The sequence below is a fragment of the Aneurinibacillus thermoaerophilus genome, from assembly GCF_019603355.1.
GTDB classification, from domain to species: domain Bacteria; phylum Bacillota; class Bacilli; order Aneurinibacillales; family Aneurinibacillaceae; genus Aneurinibacillus; species Aneurinibacillus thermoaerophilus.
Map to the genome: position 1 here is coordinate 750,309 of NZ_CP080764.1, position 18,511 is coordinate 768,819.

Below are 18,511 nucleotides of genomic sequence, written 5' to 3' on the forward strand. Positions count from 1 at the left end.
AGAGGGTGAGAAACATGAAAACGGCATCTTTTGTTCATTTGCATGTGCACAGTGAATATAGTTTGCTTGAAAGCGCGGCGCGCATTTGGCCGCTGGTGCACCGGGCGAAAGAGTTGGGGATGGAAGCGCTGGCAGTTACGGATTCCTCAGCGATGTACGGGGCTATCCCTTTTTATAAGGCGTGCAAAGCGGAAGGAATTAAGCCGATTCTTGGGACACAGCTTCAAATTAAAGATGAGACGAAAGAAGATGGACAGGTACATGGCCAGAAAGGATTTTCGTTGATTTTGCTTGCGGAGACGCTGGAAGGCTATCGTAACATTATGCGGCTGTTATCCCGCGCACATGCGGAAGGTGTGTATCACCCGGTGCTGGCAAAAGAAGCCTTGCACGGATGCACAGAAGGTATCATTGCACTGAGCGGGGCGCAGGATGGAGAAATTGGTTCGTTGTTGAGAGCAGGGAAAATGGATAAAGCGAAGGAAGTGGCTGAGGAATACAGGGCACTGTTTGGTTCAGAACATTTCTTCCTTGAGATTCAGGATCATCTTCTGGAAGAGCAAAGGCTTGTAAATCAGCGCACAGTCGATTTGAGCAGAGCTACTGGGATTCCGCTTGTAGCTACCAACAATGTACGTTATTTACGCGAAGAGGACGCTGACATTTTGGATATATTGCTTTGCATAGGCGAAGGGAAAAAGATAGATGATACAGAGCGGACATACCAGACAAAGGAGTATTATTTAAAGAGCGCGGAAGAAATGAGCGAGCGTTTTATCTTTCTGCCAGAGGCGATTGAAAATACGGTCCGCATTGCTCGGCGTTGCCAGGTGGAGCTTCCGCTGGGTGAGACGATTTTGCCCCGTTTTCCTCTTCCAGACGGCCAAACCGCAGAAGAGTATTTGCAGAAAGTATGTGAAGACGGACTTCGTTTACGCTATGGTAACGATGCGAACGAAGAGGTTCGTGAACGGTTGGCTTACGAACTTAGTGTAATTAACCGCATGGGATTTGCCGACTATTTTTTGATTGTATGGGATTTTATCCGCTACGCGCGTGAACGAGGGATCGCGGTCGGGCCAGGCCGGGGATCGGCGGCGGGCAGTTTAGTCGCGTACGTGCTACAAATTACGAATATTGATCCGGTAAAATACAATCTCTTATTCGAACGTTTTTTAAATCCTGAGCGTATTAGTATGCCGGATATCGATGTGGATTTCAGCTACGAGCGCCGTGATGAAGTCATAAATTATGTAGTAAAAAAATACGGGGCTGATCGCGTAGCACAGATTATTACGTTTGGAACGATGGCGGCGCGTGCGGCTGTGAGGGATGTAGGGCGCGCGCTCGATATACCGCTGCGGGATGTAGATCGAATCGCGAAATTGATACCGGCTGAACCCGGCATTACACTGGATCGCGCGCTGAAAAGAAGCAAGGCTTTGTGTCAGGCGGTAACGAATAATCCGCAGACGAAGAAGCTGATCGAGCTTGCGCGTGCTGTGGAAGGGCTGCCACGGCACGTTTCCACTCATGCGGCCGGTGTGGTCATTTCGCGCGACCCTTTGACTGAGCACGTGCCGCTACAGCAGGGGCATGACGGGCATGCGTTGACACAGTATACGATGGAAGCGCTTGAAGATGTAGGGCTTCTAAAAATGGATTTTCTTGGATTGAAAAATTTAACGTTGCTTGAACAGGCCATTCGCCTTATCAAAGAGCAAGAAGGGATTAGCATTGATTTGGCGGCCATTCCTCTTGATGATACGCGTACGTACCGAATGCTTGCAGAAGCAGATACAGCAGGCGTCTTTCAACTGGAATCGGGGGGCATGCGTCGTGTGCTCAGGGAAGTAAAGCCGTCCAAGTTTGAGGATATCGTTGCTGTTTTAGCCCTGTTTCGTCCGGGGCCGATGGAGTTTATTTCGGATTTTGTAGCGGCCAAGCATGGCAGGCGGGAAGTGACCTATTTGCATCCTGTACTGGAACCGATCTTAAAGGAAACGTACGGCTTTATTCTTTATCAGGAACAAATTATGCAAATCGCTTCCAAGGTGGCTGGGTTTACGCTTGGCGAGGCCGATATTTTGCGCCGCGCGGTGTCAAAGAAAAAGCGTGAGTTATTGCAAGAGCAAAGGAAAAAGTTTGTCGATGGCGCGTTGAAACAAGGATACGATGATAAACTTGCCAACCAGCTGTATGACATGATTGTTCGTTTCGCTGATTATGGATTTAATCGGAGTCATAGCGCTGCGTATGCAATGATTGCGTACCATATGGCGTATATAAAAGCTAATCATCCAGTCGCATTTTTTGCGGCGTTGTTGACAATGGCGCAGGGAAATATGGACAAAGTAGCTGAGTATGTAGACGAATGCAAGAAGCGCTCCATTCCTGTGCTAGGGCCAGACGTTAACCGCAGCGAAACAGATTTTACAGTAGAAGACGGAAGCATTCGTTTTGGGCTTGGAGCAATTAAAAACGTCGGAGTGCAGGCGATTCGACGAATTCTAGAGGAGCGAGCCAAGCGCCCGTTTGTGGATTTGGCCGATTTCTGCATGCGCGTTGATCAGAGGGTGTGCAACCGACGTGTGCTGGAAGCGCTCATTAAAAGCGGAGCGATGGACAGCTTTCCCGGACATCGGGCGGCTTTGCTGGCCGCGCTGGACAGGGTGATTGAATGGGCGCAGCGCGCGCGGCGCAAGGAAGAAGAACAGATTGGCTTTTTAGTAAAACCGGAACAACATAATGAAGAGGTGCTAATGGTTCCGGACGTTTCGATTAATACCCCGGAATTTGGTTATGAAGAGAAGCTTTTGCAGGAAAAGGAATTGCTTGGCTTGTATATATCAGGCCATCCTCTGGATGAGTACCGCGAGGTGTGCGAGCACTTTTCGTTTCTCCCGCTTCACCGGCTTAAGGAAAAGCGGGAAAAGCAGCCGGTGCGTCTTGCTGGTATGGTATGCGCCGTACGCAACATTACTACACGCCAAGGACAACCGATGGCATTTGTACAGCTGGAAGATCAGACCTCGCGTGTAGAAATGGTTGTATTTCCGGGCGTTTACCATCATGCCATGCCGTTACTTCAGAGAGGAAAGTTGTTGGCGGTTGAAGGGAAAGCTAACAGACAAGGGGATGAAGTGAAATGTATCGCTGAACGGATTAAAGAGCTGACGGAAATCGCTTATACATTTACTCACAGTGATATACCTAGGGAAGCGTTTGAATCTCCACCTATGGTATTCATTAAAATCGAAGAGGCTGTGGAGAGCGATGTGGTCAAACTGCAAAATTTACAGCAGATTTTGCGCGCGGAGCGGGGGATGAGTCCGGTTATTCTCTATTACGCAGGAAAACGGCATTCTGTGCAATTGACGGAAGAATATAATATAACTCCTAAAAGTGATACTATTAGAAAAATTGAGAAAATAATTGGGGAAGGAATGGTTATTATTAAAAAACGGTAAATTTACGGTAAAAAACCCCTAGAAGCAGGTTCGATCAGGTTTACAGATTACTCTCTTTTGGTATAATGAGAGAATAATAAACGGAGTGGTCAGACCACTTTGATGAAATTCGGGGTTGAAGAGAGAAGGAGTTGTTAAAAAGGTGCCAAACATGCGTGAAGCAGCACTGAAGCTGCATAGAGAGAATCGAGGAAAAATTCGGGTGGAATCGAAAGTTTCGCTAAAGAGCACAGAAGATTTGAGTCTGGCTTATTCACCCGGAGTAGCTGAGCCGTGCAAGGATATTTTTGATAATCGTCAGAAAGTATATGAGTATACCGTGAAAGGAAATATGGTTGCTGTCGTTTCCGATGGTTCGGCGGTACTTGGTCTCGGAAACATCGGACCTGAAGGAGCGCTTCCGGTTATGGAAGGCAAAGCGGTTCTCTTCAAATCTTTTGCAGGTGTAGACGCGTTTCCAATTTGTTTGAACACGCAGGATCCGGAAGAAATTATCAAAACCGTAAAGTACCTGGAACCGACGTTTGGCGGCATTAATTTAGAAGATATCGCCGCTCCGAACTGCTTTATTATTGAAGAGCGGTTAAAGCAGGAATTGTCCATTCCCGTATTCCATGACGACCAGCATGGAACGGCGATTGTTACAGCAGCCGGGCTTTTGAACGCGCTCAAAATCGTCGGTAAAAAAATGGAGGATATTTCCGTTGTTGCAAATGGTGCGGGCGCAGCTGGTATCGCCATTATTAAGCTGCTTCTATTCATGGGTGTCAAAGAAGTCATTATGTGTGACTCGAAGGGTGCGATTTATGAAGGGCGTCCGTTTGGCATGAATCCGATCAAGGAAGAGATCGCGCGCATTACAAACCAGCGCAAAGTGGAAGGTACATTGGCCGATGTGCTGAAAGGAGCGGATGTGTTTATCGGCGTATCCGTCGCAGGATCGCTTACGCTAGAGATGGTACGGTCGATGAACGATAACCCGATTATTTTTGCAATGGCTAATCCGGTACCTGAGATTATGCCAGATTTAGCAAAAGAAGCGGGGGCTGCGGTAGTTGGCACAGGACGTTCGGATTTTCCGAATCAAGTGAACAATGTGCTTGCATTTCCGGGAATTTTTCGCGGAGCGTTGGAAGTTATGGCTACCGATATTAACGAAGAGATGAAGCTGGCCGCCGTACGTGCGATTGCAGACCTAATTAGAGATGAAGAACTGAAACCGGACTACATTATTCCTTCTCCGTTTGACCCTAGGGTGGCACCGCATGTAGCTGCCGAGGTTGCGAAAGCAGCGATGGATACCGGTGTAGCCAGAAAGGAGATCGACCCTGAACAAATCAAAGGACAGATGCTTTCCGCAGTACAAATACTATAAAAAAGCTGTTGATGATGATAAGGAGGAGCAATCCTCCTTTTTTGGCAATTAAAAATCAGCAAACAGGGTGAGTGCCGTGTCAAGTTTGCCCGAGCAGCGCAAAGTGTATCAGGAAATTCTTCTGGAAATAAATAAGATTATTAAAGAGGACGGATTAAAGCCGGGAGACAAGCTTCCTTCTGAGCGGGAACTGTCGGATCGGCTTCAGGTGGGACGTTCCTCGGTGCGAGAAGCGCTGCGGGCGCTCGAGCTCCTAGGATTGATTACGACCCGCCGTGGGGAAGGAACGTTTCTCCAACATTACCGACATAATCAGCTTATTAATGTTATGGGCGCATATATTTTAAAAGACTTTAAAACGAGAAGAGACGTAGTCGAAATGAGAAAAATACTGGAGCTTGATGCGGTTCGCTTGGCATGCAGCCGAGCCGGTGAAAAGCATTTCTCCGAGATGGAACGCATTATTTTGCAAGGTGAAGAAAAAATTAGGGAAGGCAAAGTGCCGACGGAGGAGGATTATTTGTTCCATAGGGCGATTTGCCGTGCGAGTCGTAATTCTGTATTACATCGGATATGGGTACCGTTGGTTGAGTATAGTAAGTCGGTGCGCGAACGTTCTCTTGCGCGTGAAGGAAGAGCAGAAGAAGGATTTAAGGAACACAGGGCGATTTTGGAAGCTATTCGAGCCGGTGACGAAGAAGAAGCTGTGCTCCGTATGGCGAACCATCTCGAAAACAGTATCTTATAGCCTTGAACGTACGTAAAGAACAATAAAGCAAAAGGTTTAGAATGGAACCAGATAACATATATTTGTTTAAGGAGGAAGACGGGATGTGGACGGTCATCTACATCGCCCCGAGCGCAAAAATCGCGGAAAAAATCCAAGACAAGCTAACAGCCGAAGGGTTCCTTGTGAAAATACGCCAATCCGGTGTCTCCAAGCAGTATGAAATTCTCGTTCCTGCGGGTGAGGTGGAAGAAGCGCAGGAAGTCTTGAGTACGATTCTTCATTGATACCTTAAGAGAGGTGTACTATTTTTTATGTTAAAAGATATTTTCTATAAAAAACGTCGGTACGCAACTGTACGTACGGGACAGGCCCAGGATCGGGGGGAGGAAAAAGCTGAAGTCAAGGAAGTGCCCGAAGGTCTGATGATTAAATGCGACAAGTGCGGTACAATTGCGTACGCCAAAGAACTTGAAAAAAATTTAAAAGTTTGCCAGGGTTGCGGCTATCATTTTCCAATGACAGCATTCGAGCGGATCGCGATGCTGTTGGATGAAGGGTATTTTTTCGAGTATGATAGCGAACTGCTCTCGACTGATCCGCTGAACTTTCCGGATTACTTATCGAAGCTAAAAAAGGATATGGAGACATCCGGCCTTTCTGAAGCGGTTGTAACGGGAGAAGGTACGATCAAAGGCTATCCGGTAGTTATCGCTGTTATGGATCCGCGCTTTCGCATGGGAAGCATGGGCTCGGTTGTTGGCGAAAAAATCACCCGTGCGGCTGAACAAGCGCTCGAGAAACGGTACCCATTCATTTTGTTTTCTGCTTCCGGCGGCGCGCGTATGCAAGAAGGCGTGCTCAGCCTGATGCAGATGGCAAAAACAAGCGCCGCTCTTGCTAGGCTGAACGAAGCGGGCGTTTTGTACATTTCCGTGATGACGAATCCGACTACTGGAGGGGTGTCGGCCAGCTTCGCTTCGTTAGGTGATTACAACTTTGCGGAGCCGGGGGCGTTGATCGGTTTTGCGGGGCGGCGCATTATTGAACAGACCATTCGCCAGGAGCTTCCGGAAGATTTTCAAACCGCGGAGTTTCTTCTAAAAAAAGGTCAGCTTGATAAAGTCATTCCCCGTCAAGAACTGCGTCATACGCTTGCTAAAATTCTTGATATGCATACGGTAAGGAGGGGAAGCTAATGGCTGGAGAATTATCATTTGAAAAGCCGCTCCTAGAATTAAACAGAAAAATTGAGGAATTGCGCAGATTTACGGAAGAAAAGGATATAGATTTTACGGATGAAATTGTAAAATTAGAAGCGAGGGCGAAAGCGCTGGCCCAGGAGATATACGGAAATTTGACGCCGTGGCAGCGCGTGCAGTTGGCTCGTCATCCGGAGCGTCCGACCACACTTGATTTTATCAATGCGTTATTTACTGATTTTATCGAACTGCATGGCGACCGTTTGTACGGGGATGATGCTGCCATCGTCGCCGGTATCGCTAAATTTAACGAGCAGCCTGTCACAGTAATAGGGCATCAGAAAGGAAAGGACACCAAAGAAAACATTGCGCGCAATTTCGGAATGCCGCACCCGGAAGGCTATCGCAAGGCGTTGCGTCTCATGCAGCAGGCGGACAAGTTCAACCGGCCGATTATTTGCTTTATTAACACGCCGGGCGCTTATCCGGGTAAAGCAGCGGAGGAACGTGGTCAAAGCGAAGCGATTGCACGTAATCTCCGCGAGATGGCCTCGTTTGGGGTACCAATTATTTGCATTGTGACCGGCGAGGGCGGAAGTGGTGGCGCATTGGCGCTTGGCATTGGTAACCGTTTATTAATGCTTGAGAACGCCTTTTACTCCGTCATTTCTCCGGAAGGGGCGGCGGCGCTTCTGTGGAAGGATGCATCCCAGGCACAACGCGCGGCTGAGTCGCTGAAAATTACGGCGCAAGACTTGTTTGAATTAGGAGTGGTGGACGAAATCGTGCCGGAGCCTATCGGTGGCGCGCACCGTAATTTTGCGGAAACAGTAACCGGCTTGCGTTCTGTGTTGCTCAAACATCTTGATGCGTTAAAAACCATGAGCCGAGAGGAACTGGTTGTTGATCGTTATCACAAATATAAAGCAATAGGACGGTATGCAGCCTTCACGGAATCTGTATAATATTTCATTCTTGATAGTTTGACATTCGTATTGTGGTGAGAGGATACATAAAGAATGTCGAACTATCAAATCAAATGTACATAGGAGGTCCGTAAACGATGCGAAAAACGAAGATTGTATGCACGATTGGCCCTGCAAGCGAATCGATTGAGACGTTGAAAGCATTGATGGAAGCAGGAATGAACGTTGCCCGCCTCAACTTTTCTCACGGCACGCACGAAGAGCACGGTGCGCGGATTGCCGCGATTCGTAAGGCGGCATCTGAAGTGGGAAAAAACGTGGCGATTTTGCTTGATACGAAAGGACCGGAGATTCGTACAGGTGTGTTGGAGAGCCCGTCCGTTGAACTAATAGAAGGTGAAACGGTTGTACTGACGACGGAAGAGATCAAAGGAAATGAAAAGCGTGTATCCGTTACATATGCGGGACTTCCAAACGACGTGCATCCGGGATGCACGATTCTTATTGATGACGGCTTGATCGAGTTGACTGTCGAGAAAGTAGAGGGCACGGAGATATATTGTCGGATTCGTAACGGCGGGACGCTAAAAGATAGAAAAGGGGTCAATGTTCCCGGTGTGCAAATCAGGTTGCCGGGCATTACAGAAAAGGATGCTAAGGATATCGAGTTTGGTATTGAACAAGGCATTGATATTATCGCTGCTTCATTTGTCCGCAAGCCTGAAGATGTGTTGGAGATTCGCGAAATTTTGGAACGTCATAATGCGGATATTCAAATCATTTCAAAGATCGAAAATCATGAGGGAGTTAAAAACGCGGTCGACATTCTTGCTGTTTCAGACGGCTTGATGGTTGCTCGCGGAGATTTAGGAGTAGAAATTCCTGCGGAGGAAGTGCCGCTTGTACAAAAAGAATTAATTCGCCGTTGCAACGAGGCAGGCAAACCGGTGATCACGGCAACGCAGATGCTTGATTCGATGCAGCGTAATCCACGTCCGACACGCGCTGAAGCGAGCGATGTGGCGAACGCGATTTTCGACGGTTCAGACGCGATTATGCTTTCCGGTGAGACAGCAGCTGGTAAATATCCGATTGAAGCTGTGAAAACAATGAACCGAATCGCGGAACGAACAGAAGCTGCGCTTGCGTATCGCGAAATTTTGCACACACATTCGAGTGCGAAGCAGATGCACATTCCGGATGCACTAAGCCAGGCGGTAGCGAACGTGGCATTTGATTTGGATGCAGCCGCCATTATTACCGCAACAGAGAGCGGACACACGGCGCGAATGGTTTCGAAATTTCGTCCGAAAGCGCCGATTATCGCAGTTACTCCACATGAGCACGTATGCCGCAAGCTGGCGCTTGTGTGGGGCGTGATTCCGCTTTACAGCGAACCGACGGAAAGCACGGATGAAATGCTGGATATTTCCGTACGTACAGCTGTTCGTTCAGGTATTGTGAAGCGCGGTGATCTTGTCGTCATCACAGCGGGTGTACCGGTGCGTGAGTCGGGTACGACAAATCTTTTGAAAGTGCATATTGTCGGCGATGTTGTGGCCCGAGGTCAAGGCATTGGCCACAACACTGCCACAGGTAAGGTGTTGAAGGTAAAGAGCGGTGTCGAAATTCCGCCGGTTGGTGAGAAAGGGTACATCGTGGTAGCAAAAGGAACAGACCGCGATATGATGCCAGTTATTGAGAAGGCAGCTGCGCTGATCGTGGAAGAAGGAGGGCTTACTTCGCACGCTGCAGTGGTAGGGCTTAATCTTGGCATTCCAGTTGTTGTTGGCGTAGCGGATGCGATGAATTTGTTTTCGGATGGCGATGAAGTAACAGTGGACGCAGCAAGCGGTCGCATATATGCCGGATTTTCACAGATTTTGTAAAATGGGAGAAACGGTGGAGTGAAAGATGGTGACAGAAGGAAAAGAGAAGTGGTTTGAGACGACGCTCAGGGTTCGCTATCAGGAGACGGATCAGATGCAGGTTGTTTATCACGCCAATTATCTTGTATGGTTTGAAGTTGGGAGAACGGAAATGATCCGGCAGATGGGCTTCACTTATCGGCGGTTTGAAGATATGGGATTTATGCTTCCACTTTCAGAGGCACACGTAAAATATAAACGTTCGGCCCGTTATGATGATGAAATTCTTATCAGAACGAGGGTGATTCGTTGTGAAGGCGTTCGCCTTTTGCTTGGATATGAAGCGTTGAGGCTACCGGATCGCGAGCTTCTAGCCTCAGGTGAGACACATCATATCTGGACGACGACCGATTTAAAGCCGGTGCGTCTGGAGAGACATGCGCCGGAAGTGTACCGCTTGATGAAGCAATACGAATGGTAAAAGGAAGGGGGAAGAAGACATGCTGCGCGTATTTATAGCGATATTGCTGATCGTGCCTGTGCTTGAAATTTGGTTGCTAGCGGCCGTCGGAAAAGGTATTGGCTGGCTTCCGACGCTTTTGCTTTGCATTCTGACAGGGGTGATAGGAGCGTGGCTCGCCAAGCGCCAAGGATTGCAAATTTTTCAGTTGGCGCAGGTACAGTTCAGCCGGGGTGAGTTGCCGGGTGAAGCGATTTTGGACGGCATTTGTGTGTTCGCCGGCGGCCTTCTTCTCCTGACCCCCGGATTTTTTACCGATATTGCTGGATTTTTGCTTTTGATTCCATATACGAGAGGAATCGCCAAATTGTTCATGAAGAGATGGCTGTATAAAAAAATTCAGTCCGGCAACACTCAAATATTTATATGGAACCGATTCAACCGATTTTAAGATAGTCGATAGTACGCCCTTTTTTTCGTACTCTTTAACATTCTGCTCGGCGAATGGTTTTGCTGCATAATGTTAATACATACAAAGAAGAGCGCATTACGCCGTAACGCTGCCGGTTAGCTTCTTTTCCAGCATAAGGCAATCCTGTCCTTCTTTCGAGGACAGGATTGCCTTTTCTGTTTTGTGGACGCCTTTTTTTACAGTTCTGGCGGTTTTCCTTTTATATATTTCCACGTATCGCGGAAGATACCCGCGTTGCGCAGTGCGTTAATAATCACCAGCAGCACGGGGCCGAGAATAAGGCCAAGGAATCCGAATAGTTTCAGTCCGACGAAGAGCGCGATGAGCGTAAACAACGGATCAAGACCAACATTCGTAGCGACGATTTTAGGTTCCATAATTTGCCTTTGTATGATTACGATTGCGTACAGAATAGCAAGTCCGATAGCAAGACGGAGATCTCCTGCGAAGGCGGCGTATGCAATCCACGGTACGAATACTGCCCCTGTTCCCAGATACGGCATTAAATCGACCAAACCGGTAAGAAGACCAATGGATACAGCATACGGAACGCCGAGAATGAGCAACCCAACGATCACAATCATAGAGGTAATGGAAACAAGTGTAAGTTGCGCTTTCACGAAACCAAAGAGCGCTTTTTGCAAATCAGTCAATATTCGTGCGCCTTTGTTCGTGAACTCGACGGGAACCATGCTTTTTGCTTTGCTTATCATTTTATGGTAGTCCTTGCTTATAAAAAAGGCAGATAGAATCGAAATAACGAATACAGTCGCCATATTGGGAATGGAGCTTAGAAAATTACTGATGCCGGTAAGAATTGTTTTCGTCATATTTGTTCCGGCCTGGGCAATCTTGGTCAGAGCCTTTCCTGCATTTTCCTGTATTTTTTGCTGGTATCCCTCATCAAGACTGCTGTACAGGCTGACAAAGCGCTCATACAGACTGGATTGCAAACTGCGCGATATGAAATTTTTAGCATAATTGGAAAGTTGATCGATGTATATCGGCAGCATTTCGAGCAATTTTCCGATTTCAATGACAACTTGTGCGACAAGTATAGTAATGATGCCAACCAGAACGGCGATCACTATCGTAAGCATGACAGTTACGGCAAGCCAGCGTGGCCAGCGTGCCCGCTTCTCCAGCATATCTACCGGACGGTTGATTGCATATGCAATGATAAAACCGATGATGAAAGGATATAATAAAGGAGCAAAAAAGATTGTGAGTCTGTACGTGGCGTACAGAATACCCATCACAAGTAAGAAACGGAGCACCTGAAACATTCGATGGTAAATAAGAGGATTCATTCCGACCTCCTTATACATAGCCAGACTAATGATTAGCACTTTCACAAATTTCTATTTTAGGTTATGATAATTGTGAACAAAAAAGCAAGCTTTCTGCTTGTTGTGGAAGATTTCACATTTTTTTTAGGAAACATTCACAAACCCGCTGAAATATTCTATAATTATTCTGAAACTAAAGACGTATCTTCTCTCTTTTTTTATGCCTATAGAGTTTTCCGGGAAAAGAGAGAGGATATTTCTGAGGGCGTCCGACAGATAAAATTATAGGGATAAAGGAGAGATAATACTATGTCAGCAAAAGGATTAGAAGGAATTGTAGCAGCCCAGTCTTCCATTAGTTCCATTATTGACGGGGTGCTTACATATGCAGGTATCAATATTGATGAACTTGCCGAAAACGCTTCATTTGAAGAAGTTGTGTACTTATTGTGGCATGGTCGCCTTCCGAAGGCTAATGAACTTAGCCAGCTGAAAAAAGACTTGGCTGAAAATGCTGCGATTCCTGAAGATGTAATCACGCTGTTAAAAACTATCCCTGAAGGAAATCATCCGATGGCTGTTCTGCGCACAGCGATTTCCGCTCTGGCTCTGTATGATCCGGAAGCTCAAGATATGTCTCGGGAAGCAAATCTACGCAAAGCAACTCGCCTGCAGGCGAAAGTAGCAACCGTCGTTGCGGCTTACCACCGTATCCGTCAGGGGAAAGAAGTAGTGGCTCCGCACGCGGAATTTGGCTACGCGCAAAATTTTCTATACATGCTGAACGGAGAAGAGCCGGATCAAATCGCGATCGATGCGCTTGATACGGCACTTGTCCTGCATGCTGACCATGAGCTGAATGCATCCACGTTTGCTGCTCGTGTTACAGTAGCTACTCTGTCTGATATTTATTCCGGAATTACATCTGCAATCGGCGCTTTGAAAGGACCGCTACACGGAGGAGCGAACGAAGCGGTAATGGCCATGCTTGAAGAAATTAAAGACCCGGGCAATGCGGAAAGCTATATTCGTAATAAACTTGCTAATAAGGAAAAAATCATGGGATTTGGTCATCGCGTATACAAAGATGGTGACCCGCGCGCGAAGCATCTGCGTAAAATGTCTGAAAAGCTAACAAAGCTTACAGGTCAGCCGCAGTGGTATGAGATGTCCGTGAAAATTGATGAATTGGTAACGGCTGAAAAAGGATTAAAGCCGAATGTAGACTTTTATTCCGCGTCTGTATATCACAGCTTAGGTATTCCGCGTGATCTGTTCACGCCGATTTTCGCGATCAGCCGTATGTCTGGATGGACAGCCCATATCTTAGAGCAATATGAGAACAACCGCCTCATTCGTCCGCGCGCCGAATATGTTGGACCGGTAAACGCGCATTACGTTCCACTTGAGGAACGCTAAAACATAAATAAAGTTTAGGTGAGGGGTTACCGTAAGGCAGGCCCCTCTCCTGCTTTTGCCATAATTGTGTTGTAGGGAAACCTCACGCGCTTAATACATATTTAGGAGGGGTAAAGGTGTCCATTTTTGAAAAATATGAAATGCCTACACACGGAGAGAAAATCACGGTAGACAGCACAGGCAAGTTGAATGTTCCAGACAATCCGATCATTCCTTTTATTGAAGGAGATGGCACGGGTCCGGACATCTGGAACGCGGCGGTTCGCGTTCTTGACGCAGCAGTAGAGAAAGCATACAAAGGCCAGAAGAAAATTGCGTGGTACGAAGTATACGCGGGGGAAAAAGCGTTCAACAAATACGGCGAATGGCTTCCAAATGACACATTGAAGGCTATCAACGAATATCTTGTCGCTATCAAAGGCCCGCTGACAACGCCGGTTGGCGGAGGTATCCGTTCTATTAACGTAGCGCTGCGCCAGGAATTGGACTTATATGCGTGCGTGCGGCCGGTGCAGTATTTCAAAGGCGTACCTTCTCCTGTAAAACACCCTGAACTGACAAACATGGTTATTTTCCGCGAGAATACGGAAGATATTTACGCTGGTATCGAATGGAGCGCGGACAGCGAAGAAGTGAAAAAAGTGATCGCGTTTCTGCAAAACGAAATGGGCGTTAAGAAAATCCGCTTCCCGGAAACGTCCGGAATCGGTGTAAAACCTGTTTCCCAAGAAGGGACAAGCCGCCTTGTGCGCGCCGCTATTCAATATGCGATTGACAACAATCGCAGGAGCGTAACATTGGTGCATAAAGGCAATATCATGAAGTTTACTGAAGGCGCGTTTAAAAACTGGGGATACGAGGTGGCGGAAAAAGAATTCGGCGACAAAGTATTCACTTGGGCGCAATACGACCGTATTGCCGCAGAATTGGGTAAAGATGCGGCAAACAAAGCGCAGGAAGAAGCGGAAGAAGCAGGGAAAATTATTGTAAAAGATTCTATCGCTGACGCGTTCCTACAACAAATCTTGACTCGTCCTGCCGAGTACGATGTGGTAGCTACGTTGAACTTGAACGGTGATTACATTTCAGATGCGTTGGCTGCTCAGGTTGGTGGCATTGGTATTGCGCCGGGCGCAAACATTAACTATGTAACCGGTCGTGCAATTTTTGAGGCAACTCATGGCACTGCTCCGAAGTATGCAGGACTTGATAAAGTAAATCCGTCTTCTGTTATTCTATCCGGTGAAATGATGCTCCGTCATTTGGGCTGGACAGAGGCAGCCGACTTGGTTATCAGCGCGATTGAAAAAACAATCTCTTCCAAGCAAGTAACATACGATTTCGCTCGTCTCATGGAAGGTGCAACTGAGCTGAAATGCTCTGAATTTGGCGATGCACTAATTAAGAACATGTAATTTAAAACTTGCTTTTTATGGGGCAACGCATACACATCGTGTATATGTTTCCCCTTCCTTATGTGTTCTACATGCTTATGCATGTGAAACATTCTATAAATTGCATTCAATCAGGAGGAGACCGTTATGTCTTTCACTCGTAAGAAAATCGCTGTTATCGGTTCTGGATTCACTGGAGCAACTACCGCATTCATGCTGGCTCAAAAAGAACTCGGAGACGTCGTACTTGTTGACATTCCGCAAATGGAAAATCCGACAAAAGGTAAGGCATTGGACATGGCCGAAGCAGGCCCGGTTCAAGGATTTGATGCTCGCATTACAGGTACTTCCAACTATGAAGAAATCAAAGATGCTGATCTTGTGATCGTAACGGCAGGTATTGCGCGTAAGCCTGGCATGAGCCGCGATGACCTTGTCAATACAAACGCAGGCATTATGAAATCCGTGGGCGAGCAAATTAAGAAATATGCGCCGAACAGCACAATTATTGTATTGTCTAACCCGGTAGATGCGATGACGTACACGATTTACAAAACGACTGGTTTTCCGAAAAACCGCGTAATCGGCCAGTCCGGTGTGCTTGATACAGCACGTTTCCGTACATTCGTAGCGATGGAACTGAATATCTCCGTTAAAGACGTAACAGGTTTTGTGCTTGGCGGCCATGGCGATACAATGGTGCCGCTTGTACGTTATTCCTATGCTGGTGGTATCCCGCTTGAAACATTGATTCCAAAAGATCGCCTGGATGCTATTGTTGATCGTACACGCAATGGCGGCGCGGAAATTGTAAACCTCCTGGGTAATGGTTCCGCTTACTATGCTCCGGCTGCTTCTCTGGTAGAAATGGCTGAAGCCATCCTGAAAGATCAGAAGCGTATTTTGCCTGCTATCGCTTATTTGGAAGGTGAATATGGCTACAACGATCTGTACCTTGGTGTACCGACATTGCTCGGCAAAGACGGTATCGAAAAAGTATACGAACTTGAACTTACTGCAGAAGAAAAAGCGGCGCTCGACAAATCCGCTGATGCCGTTCGCAACGTCATAGGTGTATTGAAATTTGACTAATTTGATCCATGTGATTTTCGATAAGAGTCCGGTGCGTATCCGGGCTCTTTTTTTGAGGCGACGAATAAGAAAAGAGAGTCATCAATAAAAGGTGTAGCTCTCTGATATCCTTGTAGCTATTGATTTGTTTCAAGGATTCCCAATTTCGACTCCAATAAACGCTTATTGTGAAGTACGCTGTTATCTTCCGGTCTATATTTGCGAGCTTCTTCATTATGTTCGTAAGCTTTTTGATAATCGCCTAAATAATAATGACAAATACATAGTTGCAGGTGGGGATACCAGGTATGATAGGCAGGGTAGCTAAAGCTCCATTGATCGGAATCGATCGTTAACCGCGTGGCAAATTCAAACCAAGCGGCCGCTGTTTTGTAGTCTTTTTTACGGAGAAAATGATATCCGATCCGGCAAATGGCTTCCGCTTTCGGTTTTGCATACTGAAAACTTTTTAATAATGAGGTGAGTTCATTTGGAAAATCTCCTAAACTGCGGTAGCAATCCGCCATAAAAATGCAAGCATATATCTTGTCTTCGCCCCATCCTTCTTCCAATGCGAGGTTATTTTGATAACTTTCAATCGCCTTTTCACCGATTGTAATGCCAGGCAAGAGTGTAGCATTATTGCCTATTTTTGCTCCGCGCTTGATCATTGGCCCTTTATGCGGGTAATTTCCCATTCCCATATACTTATCATTTGATGAGGAACAGCATAGGCCAATGAATACCTCATCTTCGATGATCATGTTTGCCGTAATATAGCTACCCGTTTGAATCGTTACTCTTTTGCCAATCGCAGTAGCTGGTTCAACAATCACGTTGCGTCCGATAATACTGGATTCTTCGACGACTATATCTTCTCGGATACTGCTTAAATCCCCGATCAGAACATCTTCGTGCAAAACAACGCCATAATAGATCTCTTTAGCCCCCTAGAGAAGTTGGACACTAAGGGTGTATTTTGATTACACTTATAGTGACAGAGGGGGAAGACATCAATGACAAGAAGAAAGTATTCGATTGATTTCAAAAAACAAGTGGTGAAAGAAGCGAAAGAGAAGAAAAGGGGACATGCCCTGTGCGAAAAACAGCGGCAGATGGCTTGTTATTCCCTTTTTTCAGGCTATAGGCAGGGCCCATCGTAGCCTTTCCTCTCTCCTTTTCTTACCCTCTTGCTACCATACACATGTCGAAACATTAAGCCAGATGTATATAAATTCCCTGCTAAATGACAGGGATTACCACATAAATGAAATAGCTAAAAAGCAAGAGACATCGTTTGTCATACGTCAACAATTGCTAAGTAGTCGTCGTATTTCACTCTTTTCACCTCTCACATGGATTTTCTGTTCAACTTATTGCAGGATATGATTTTCATATTTATAAAGTTTATAAAGAATGAAAAAACAGGTGTTTGGAAAAGCCTCTTCAAGTGATTGTGAACTTCAAAAGCGGATTCAGGATTTGGAGAAAGAGCGCGCCTTGCGTGAAGAACAACTGCGGCTGGCCTGCCATTCGCCTTCTTCCAGGTTTCAGGCAGAAAAAGTGTGCTGCGTTCAAATGGTTATGCCGGATGAGGAGAAAGCTCTTCTTGCTTCTTATTTTTTCGATAAGGTATGATAACTTTGGAGGGATATAGTTATGCCAAACAAAAGATTGATTTTGGCTATTTTTGTGGTCGTATTGTTGGTACTTGGTGGGTGTGCAACCAGCCAGGAAGATCTGGCTTATTATCAGAGTCAATTTTTAAAAAAGTCAGATGCTGCTTTTGAAGCTTTGGACAACTCCGGAAAAGTGCTGGAAGATGTACGGAATGAGGCGTCCAAAGGTATGAAGCGGACAAAAGTCATGAATGCGGTTGATCAGGGTCGCACAACCCTTCAATCCATGCATGATGACTTGTTTAACTCGCCTGTTCCGAAGGAAATGGAGCTGGCTAAAGAAACGCTATTAAAGGGAATTAACAAAAAGATAGAAGCGCATAGCGAATTATTTACGTTTTATGATTTGCAGGACAAGCAATTCGAACAAAAAGCGGAGCAGTTGTTAAAAGAGTCAAATGATTTGATTCAGCAGGCGAAAGCTGAAATCCAAAAATTTAAGAAATAAGGGTGCTAAGAGTGAAGAAAATACTTGTAGTAGATGATGAACAATCAATTGTAACATTGTTAGAATTTAACCTTCAAAAAGCAGGTTTTGCAGTAATAAAAGCCGGAGACGGTCCGACAGCGGTAAAAATGGCGGAAGCAGAAAATCCTGACTTAATTATTCTCGATATTATGCTGCCGGGGATGGATGGCATGGAAGTGTGTAAAACGCTAAGGATGGAAAAAATGAATACGCCGATTTTGATGTTGACTGCCAAAGATGAAGAATTTGATAAAATTCTTGGTCTTGAACTCGGCGCGGATGATTATATGACCAAGCCATTCAGCCCGCGCGAAGTCGTTGCGCGCGTAAAAGCGATTTTACGTCGCAGTGGACATCAGGAGCAGGAAAGCGGGGCAGGGCAGCAAGAGCAAACGATTACGATTGGAAAGCTGGTGATTTATCCAGAGAAGTACGAAGTTTTCTTTGACGGCAAACGTCTGGAGTTAACACCGAAAGAATTTGAGCTCTTGCAGTATATGGCCAGTCATCCGGGGCGTGTTATGACGAGGGATCAATTATTGAACGCCGTTTGGAATTATGACTTTGTTGGCGATTCGCGGATTGTTGATGTGCACATCAGCCATCTGCGGGAAAAAATTGAAGAAGATACAAGACAGCCGAAATATATCAAAACGGTGCGCGGCCTTGGTTATAAACTAGAGGGATAGC

General features: G+C 46.3%; 18 protein-coding genes. 16 read left to right on the forward strand and 2 right to left on the reverse strand.

The window, feature by feature from the left end; genetic code table 11:
* Positions 1 to 14: 14 nt before the first annotated feature.
* The 9 genes from K3F53_RS04095 (at position 15) to K3F53_RS04135 (ending at position 10,479) form a co-directional block, all read left to right on the forward strand.
* On the forward strand, positions 15 to 3,470 hold the full coding sequence (locus K3F53_RS04095; RefSeq protein ID WP_220559364.1) for a DNA polymerase III subunit alpha: 3,456 nt from the start codon (positions 15 to 17) through the stop codon (positions 3,468 to 3,470).
* A 142-nt stretch (positions 3,471 to 3,612) separates the two neighbouring features.
* Complete coding sequence (locus K3F53_RS04100; protein WP_057899705.1) at positions 3,613 to 4,845, forward strand: NADP-dependent malic enzyme; 1,233 nt, start codon at positions 3,613 to 3,615, stop codon at positions 4,843 to 4,845.
* 76 nt (positions 4,846 to 4,921) lie between these two features.
* Positions 4,922 to 5,593: a FadR/GntR family transcriptional regulator gene (locus K3F53_RS04105; RefSeq protein ID WP_057899704.1), complete on the forward strand. Its 672-nt coding sequence runs from the start codon at positions 4,922 to 4,924 to the stop codon at positions 5,591 to 5,593.
* 83 nt (positions 5,594 to 5,676) lie between these two features.
* Complete coding sequence (locus K3F53_RS04110; RefSeq protein ID WP_057899703.1) at positions 5,677 to 5,859, forward strand: hypothetical protein; 183 nt, start codon at positions 5,677 to 5,679, stop codon at positions 5,857 to 5,859.
* Positions 5,860 to 5,886: 27 nt separating this feature from the next.
* Positions 5,887 to 6,771: an acetyl-CoA carboxylase, carboxyltransferase subunit beta gene (accD, locus tag K3F53_RS04115; protein ID WP_057899702.1), complete on the forward strand. Its 885-nt coding sequence runs from the start codon at positions 5,887 to 5,889 to the stop codon at positions 6,769 to 6,771.
* Positions 6,771 to 7,739, forward strand: a complete 969-nt coding sequence (locus K3F53_RS04120) for an acetyl-CoA carboxylase carboxyltransferase subunit alpha (protein ID WP_057899701.1) — start codon at positions 6,771 to 6,773, stop codon at positions 7,737 to 7,739. The genes accD and K3F53_RS04120 overlap by 1 nt, the downstream gene beginning before the upstream one ends.
* A gap of 98 nt (positions 7,740 to 7,837) precedes the next feature.
* Complete coding sequence (gene pyk / locus K3F53_RS04125) at positions 7,838 to 9,589, forward strand: pyruvate kinase (protein WP_220559365.1); 1,752 nt, start codon at positions 7,838 to 7,840, stop codon at positions 9,587 to 9,589.
* A 25-nt stretch (positions 9,590 to 9,614) separates the two neighbouring features.
* Positions 9,615 to 10,049 (forward strand): acyl-CoA thioesterase, encoded by a 435-nt coding sequence (locus K3F53_RS04130; protein WP_057899699.1) that lies wholly within the window; start codon positions 9,615 to 9,617, stop codon positions 10,047 to 10,049.
* A gap of 19 nt (positions 10,050 to 10,068) precedes the next feature.
* The gene (locus K3F53_RS04135; RefSeq protein WP_057899698.1) at positions 10,069 to 10,479 is read left to right on the forward strand and encodes an FxsA family protein; all 411 of its coding nucleotides are present in this window, start codon (positions 10,069 to 10,071) and stop codon (positions 10,477 to 10,479) included.
* 197 nt (positions 10,480 to 10,676) lie between these two features.
* Here the strand turns inward: K3F53_RS04135 and ytvI are convergent, their stop codons facing one another.
* Positions 10,677 to 11,810, reverse strand: a complete 1,134-nt coding sequence (ytvI, locus tag K3F53_RS04140; protein ID WP_091259770.1) for a sporulation integral membrane protein YtvI — start codon at positions 11,808 to 11,810, stop codon at positions 10,677 to 10,679.
* Between the two features lie 288 nt (positions 11,811 to 12,098).
* Here ytvI and citZ point away from each other — a divergent pair, with 288 nt between their 5' ends.
* From citZ to mdh, 3 genes are all read left to right on the forward strand, one after another.
* On the forward strand, positions 12,099 to 13,208 hold the full coding sequence (citZ, locus tag K3F53_RS04145; RefSeq protein ID WP_057899695.1) for a citrate synthase: 1,110 nt from the start codon (positions 12,099 to 12,101) through the stop codon (positions 13,206 to 13,208).
* Between the two features lie 140 nt (positions 13,209 to 13,348).
* On the forward strand, positions 13,349 to 14,623 hold the full coding sequence (gene icd / locus K3F53_RS04150) for an NADP-dependent isocitrate dehydrogenase (protein ID WP_091259842.1): 1,275 nt from the start codon (positions 13,349 to 13,351) through the stop codon (positions 14,621 to 14,623).
* A gap of 126 nt (positions 14,624 to 14,749) precedes the next feature.
* Complete coding sequence (gene mdh / locus K3F53_RS04155; RefSeq protein WP_057899694.1) at positions 14,750 to 15,694, forward strand: malate dehydrogenase; 945 nt, start codon at positions 14,750 to 14,752, stop codon at positions 15,692 to 15,694.
* A gap of 116 nt (positions 15,695 to 15,810) precedes the next feature.
* Here mdh and K3F53_RS04160 read toward each other — a convergent pair whose 3' ends face one another.
* A complete protein-coding gene (locus K3F53_RS04160; RefSeq protein WP_246615682.1) occupies positions 15,811 to 16,593 on the reverse strand; it encodes a hypothetical protein in 783 nt (260 codons plus the stop codon).
* A 96-nt stretch (positions 16,594 to 16,689) separates the two neighbouring features.
* Here K3F53_RS04160 and K3F53_RS04165 point away from each other — a divergent pair, with 96 nt between their 5' ends.
* The 4 genes from K3F53_RS04165 (at position 16,690) to K3F53_RS04180 (ending at position 18,510) form a co-directional block, all read left to right on the forward strand.
* Positions 16,690 to 16,836, forward strand: a complete 147-nt coding sequence (locus tag K3F53_RS04165; RefSeq protein WP_175493533.1) for a hypothetical protein — start codon at positions 16,690 to 16,692, stop codon at positions 16,834 to 16,836.
* 253 nt (positions 16,837 to 17,089) lie between these two features.
* The gene (locus tag K3F53_RS04170) at positions 17,090 to 17,311 is read left to right on the forward strand and encodes a hypothetical protein (RefSeq protein ID WP_091259774.1); all 222 of its coding nucleotides are present in this window, start codon (positions 17,090 to 17,092) and stop codon (positions 17,309 to 17,311) included.
* Positions 17,312 to 17,332: 21 nt separating this feature from the next.
* Positions 17,333 to 17,800, forward strand: coding sequence for a hypothetical protein (locus tag K3F53_RS04175; protein WP_091259776.1), 468 nt, complete (start codon positions 17,333 to 17,335; stop codon positions 17,798 to 17,800).
* Between the two features lie 11 nt (positions 17,801 to 17,811).
* On the forward strand, positions 17,812 to 18,510 hold the full coding sequence (locus K3F53_RS04180; RefSeq protein ID WP_057899690.1) for a response regulator transcription factor: 699 nt from the start codon (positions 17,812 to 17,814) through the stop codon (positions 18,508 to 18,510).
* Position 18,511: the final 1 nt, after the last annotated feature.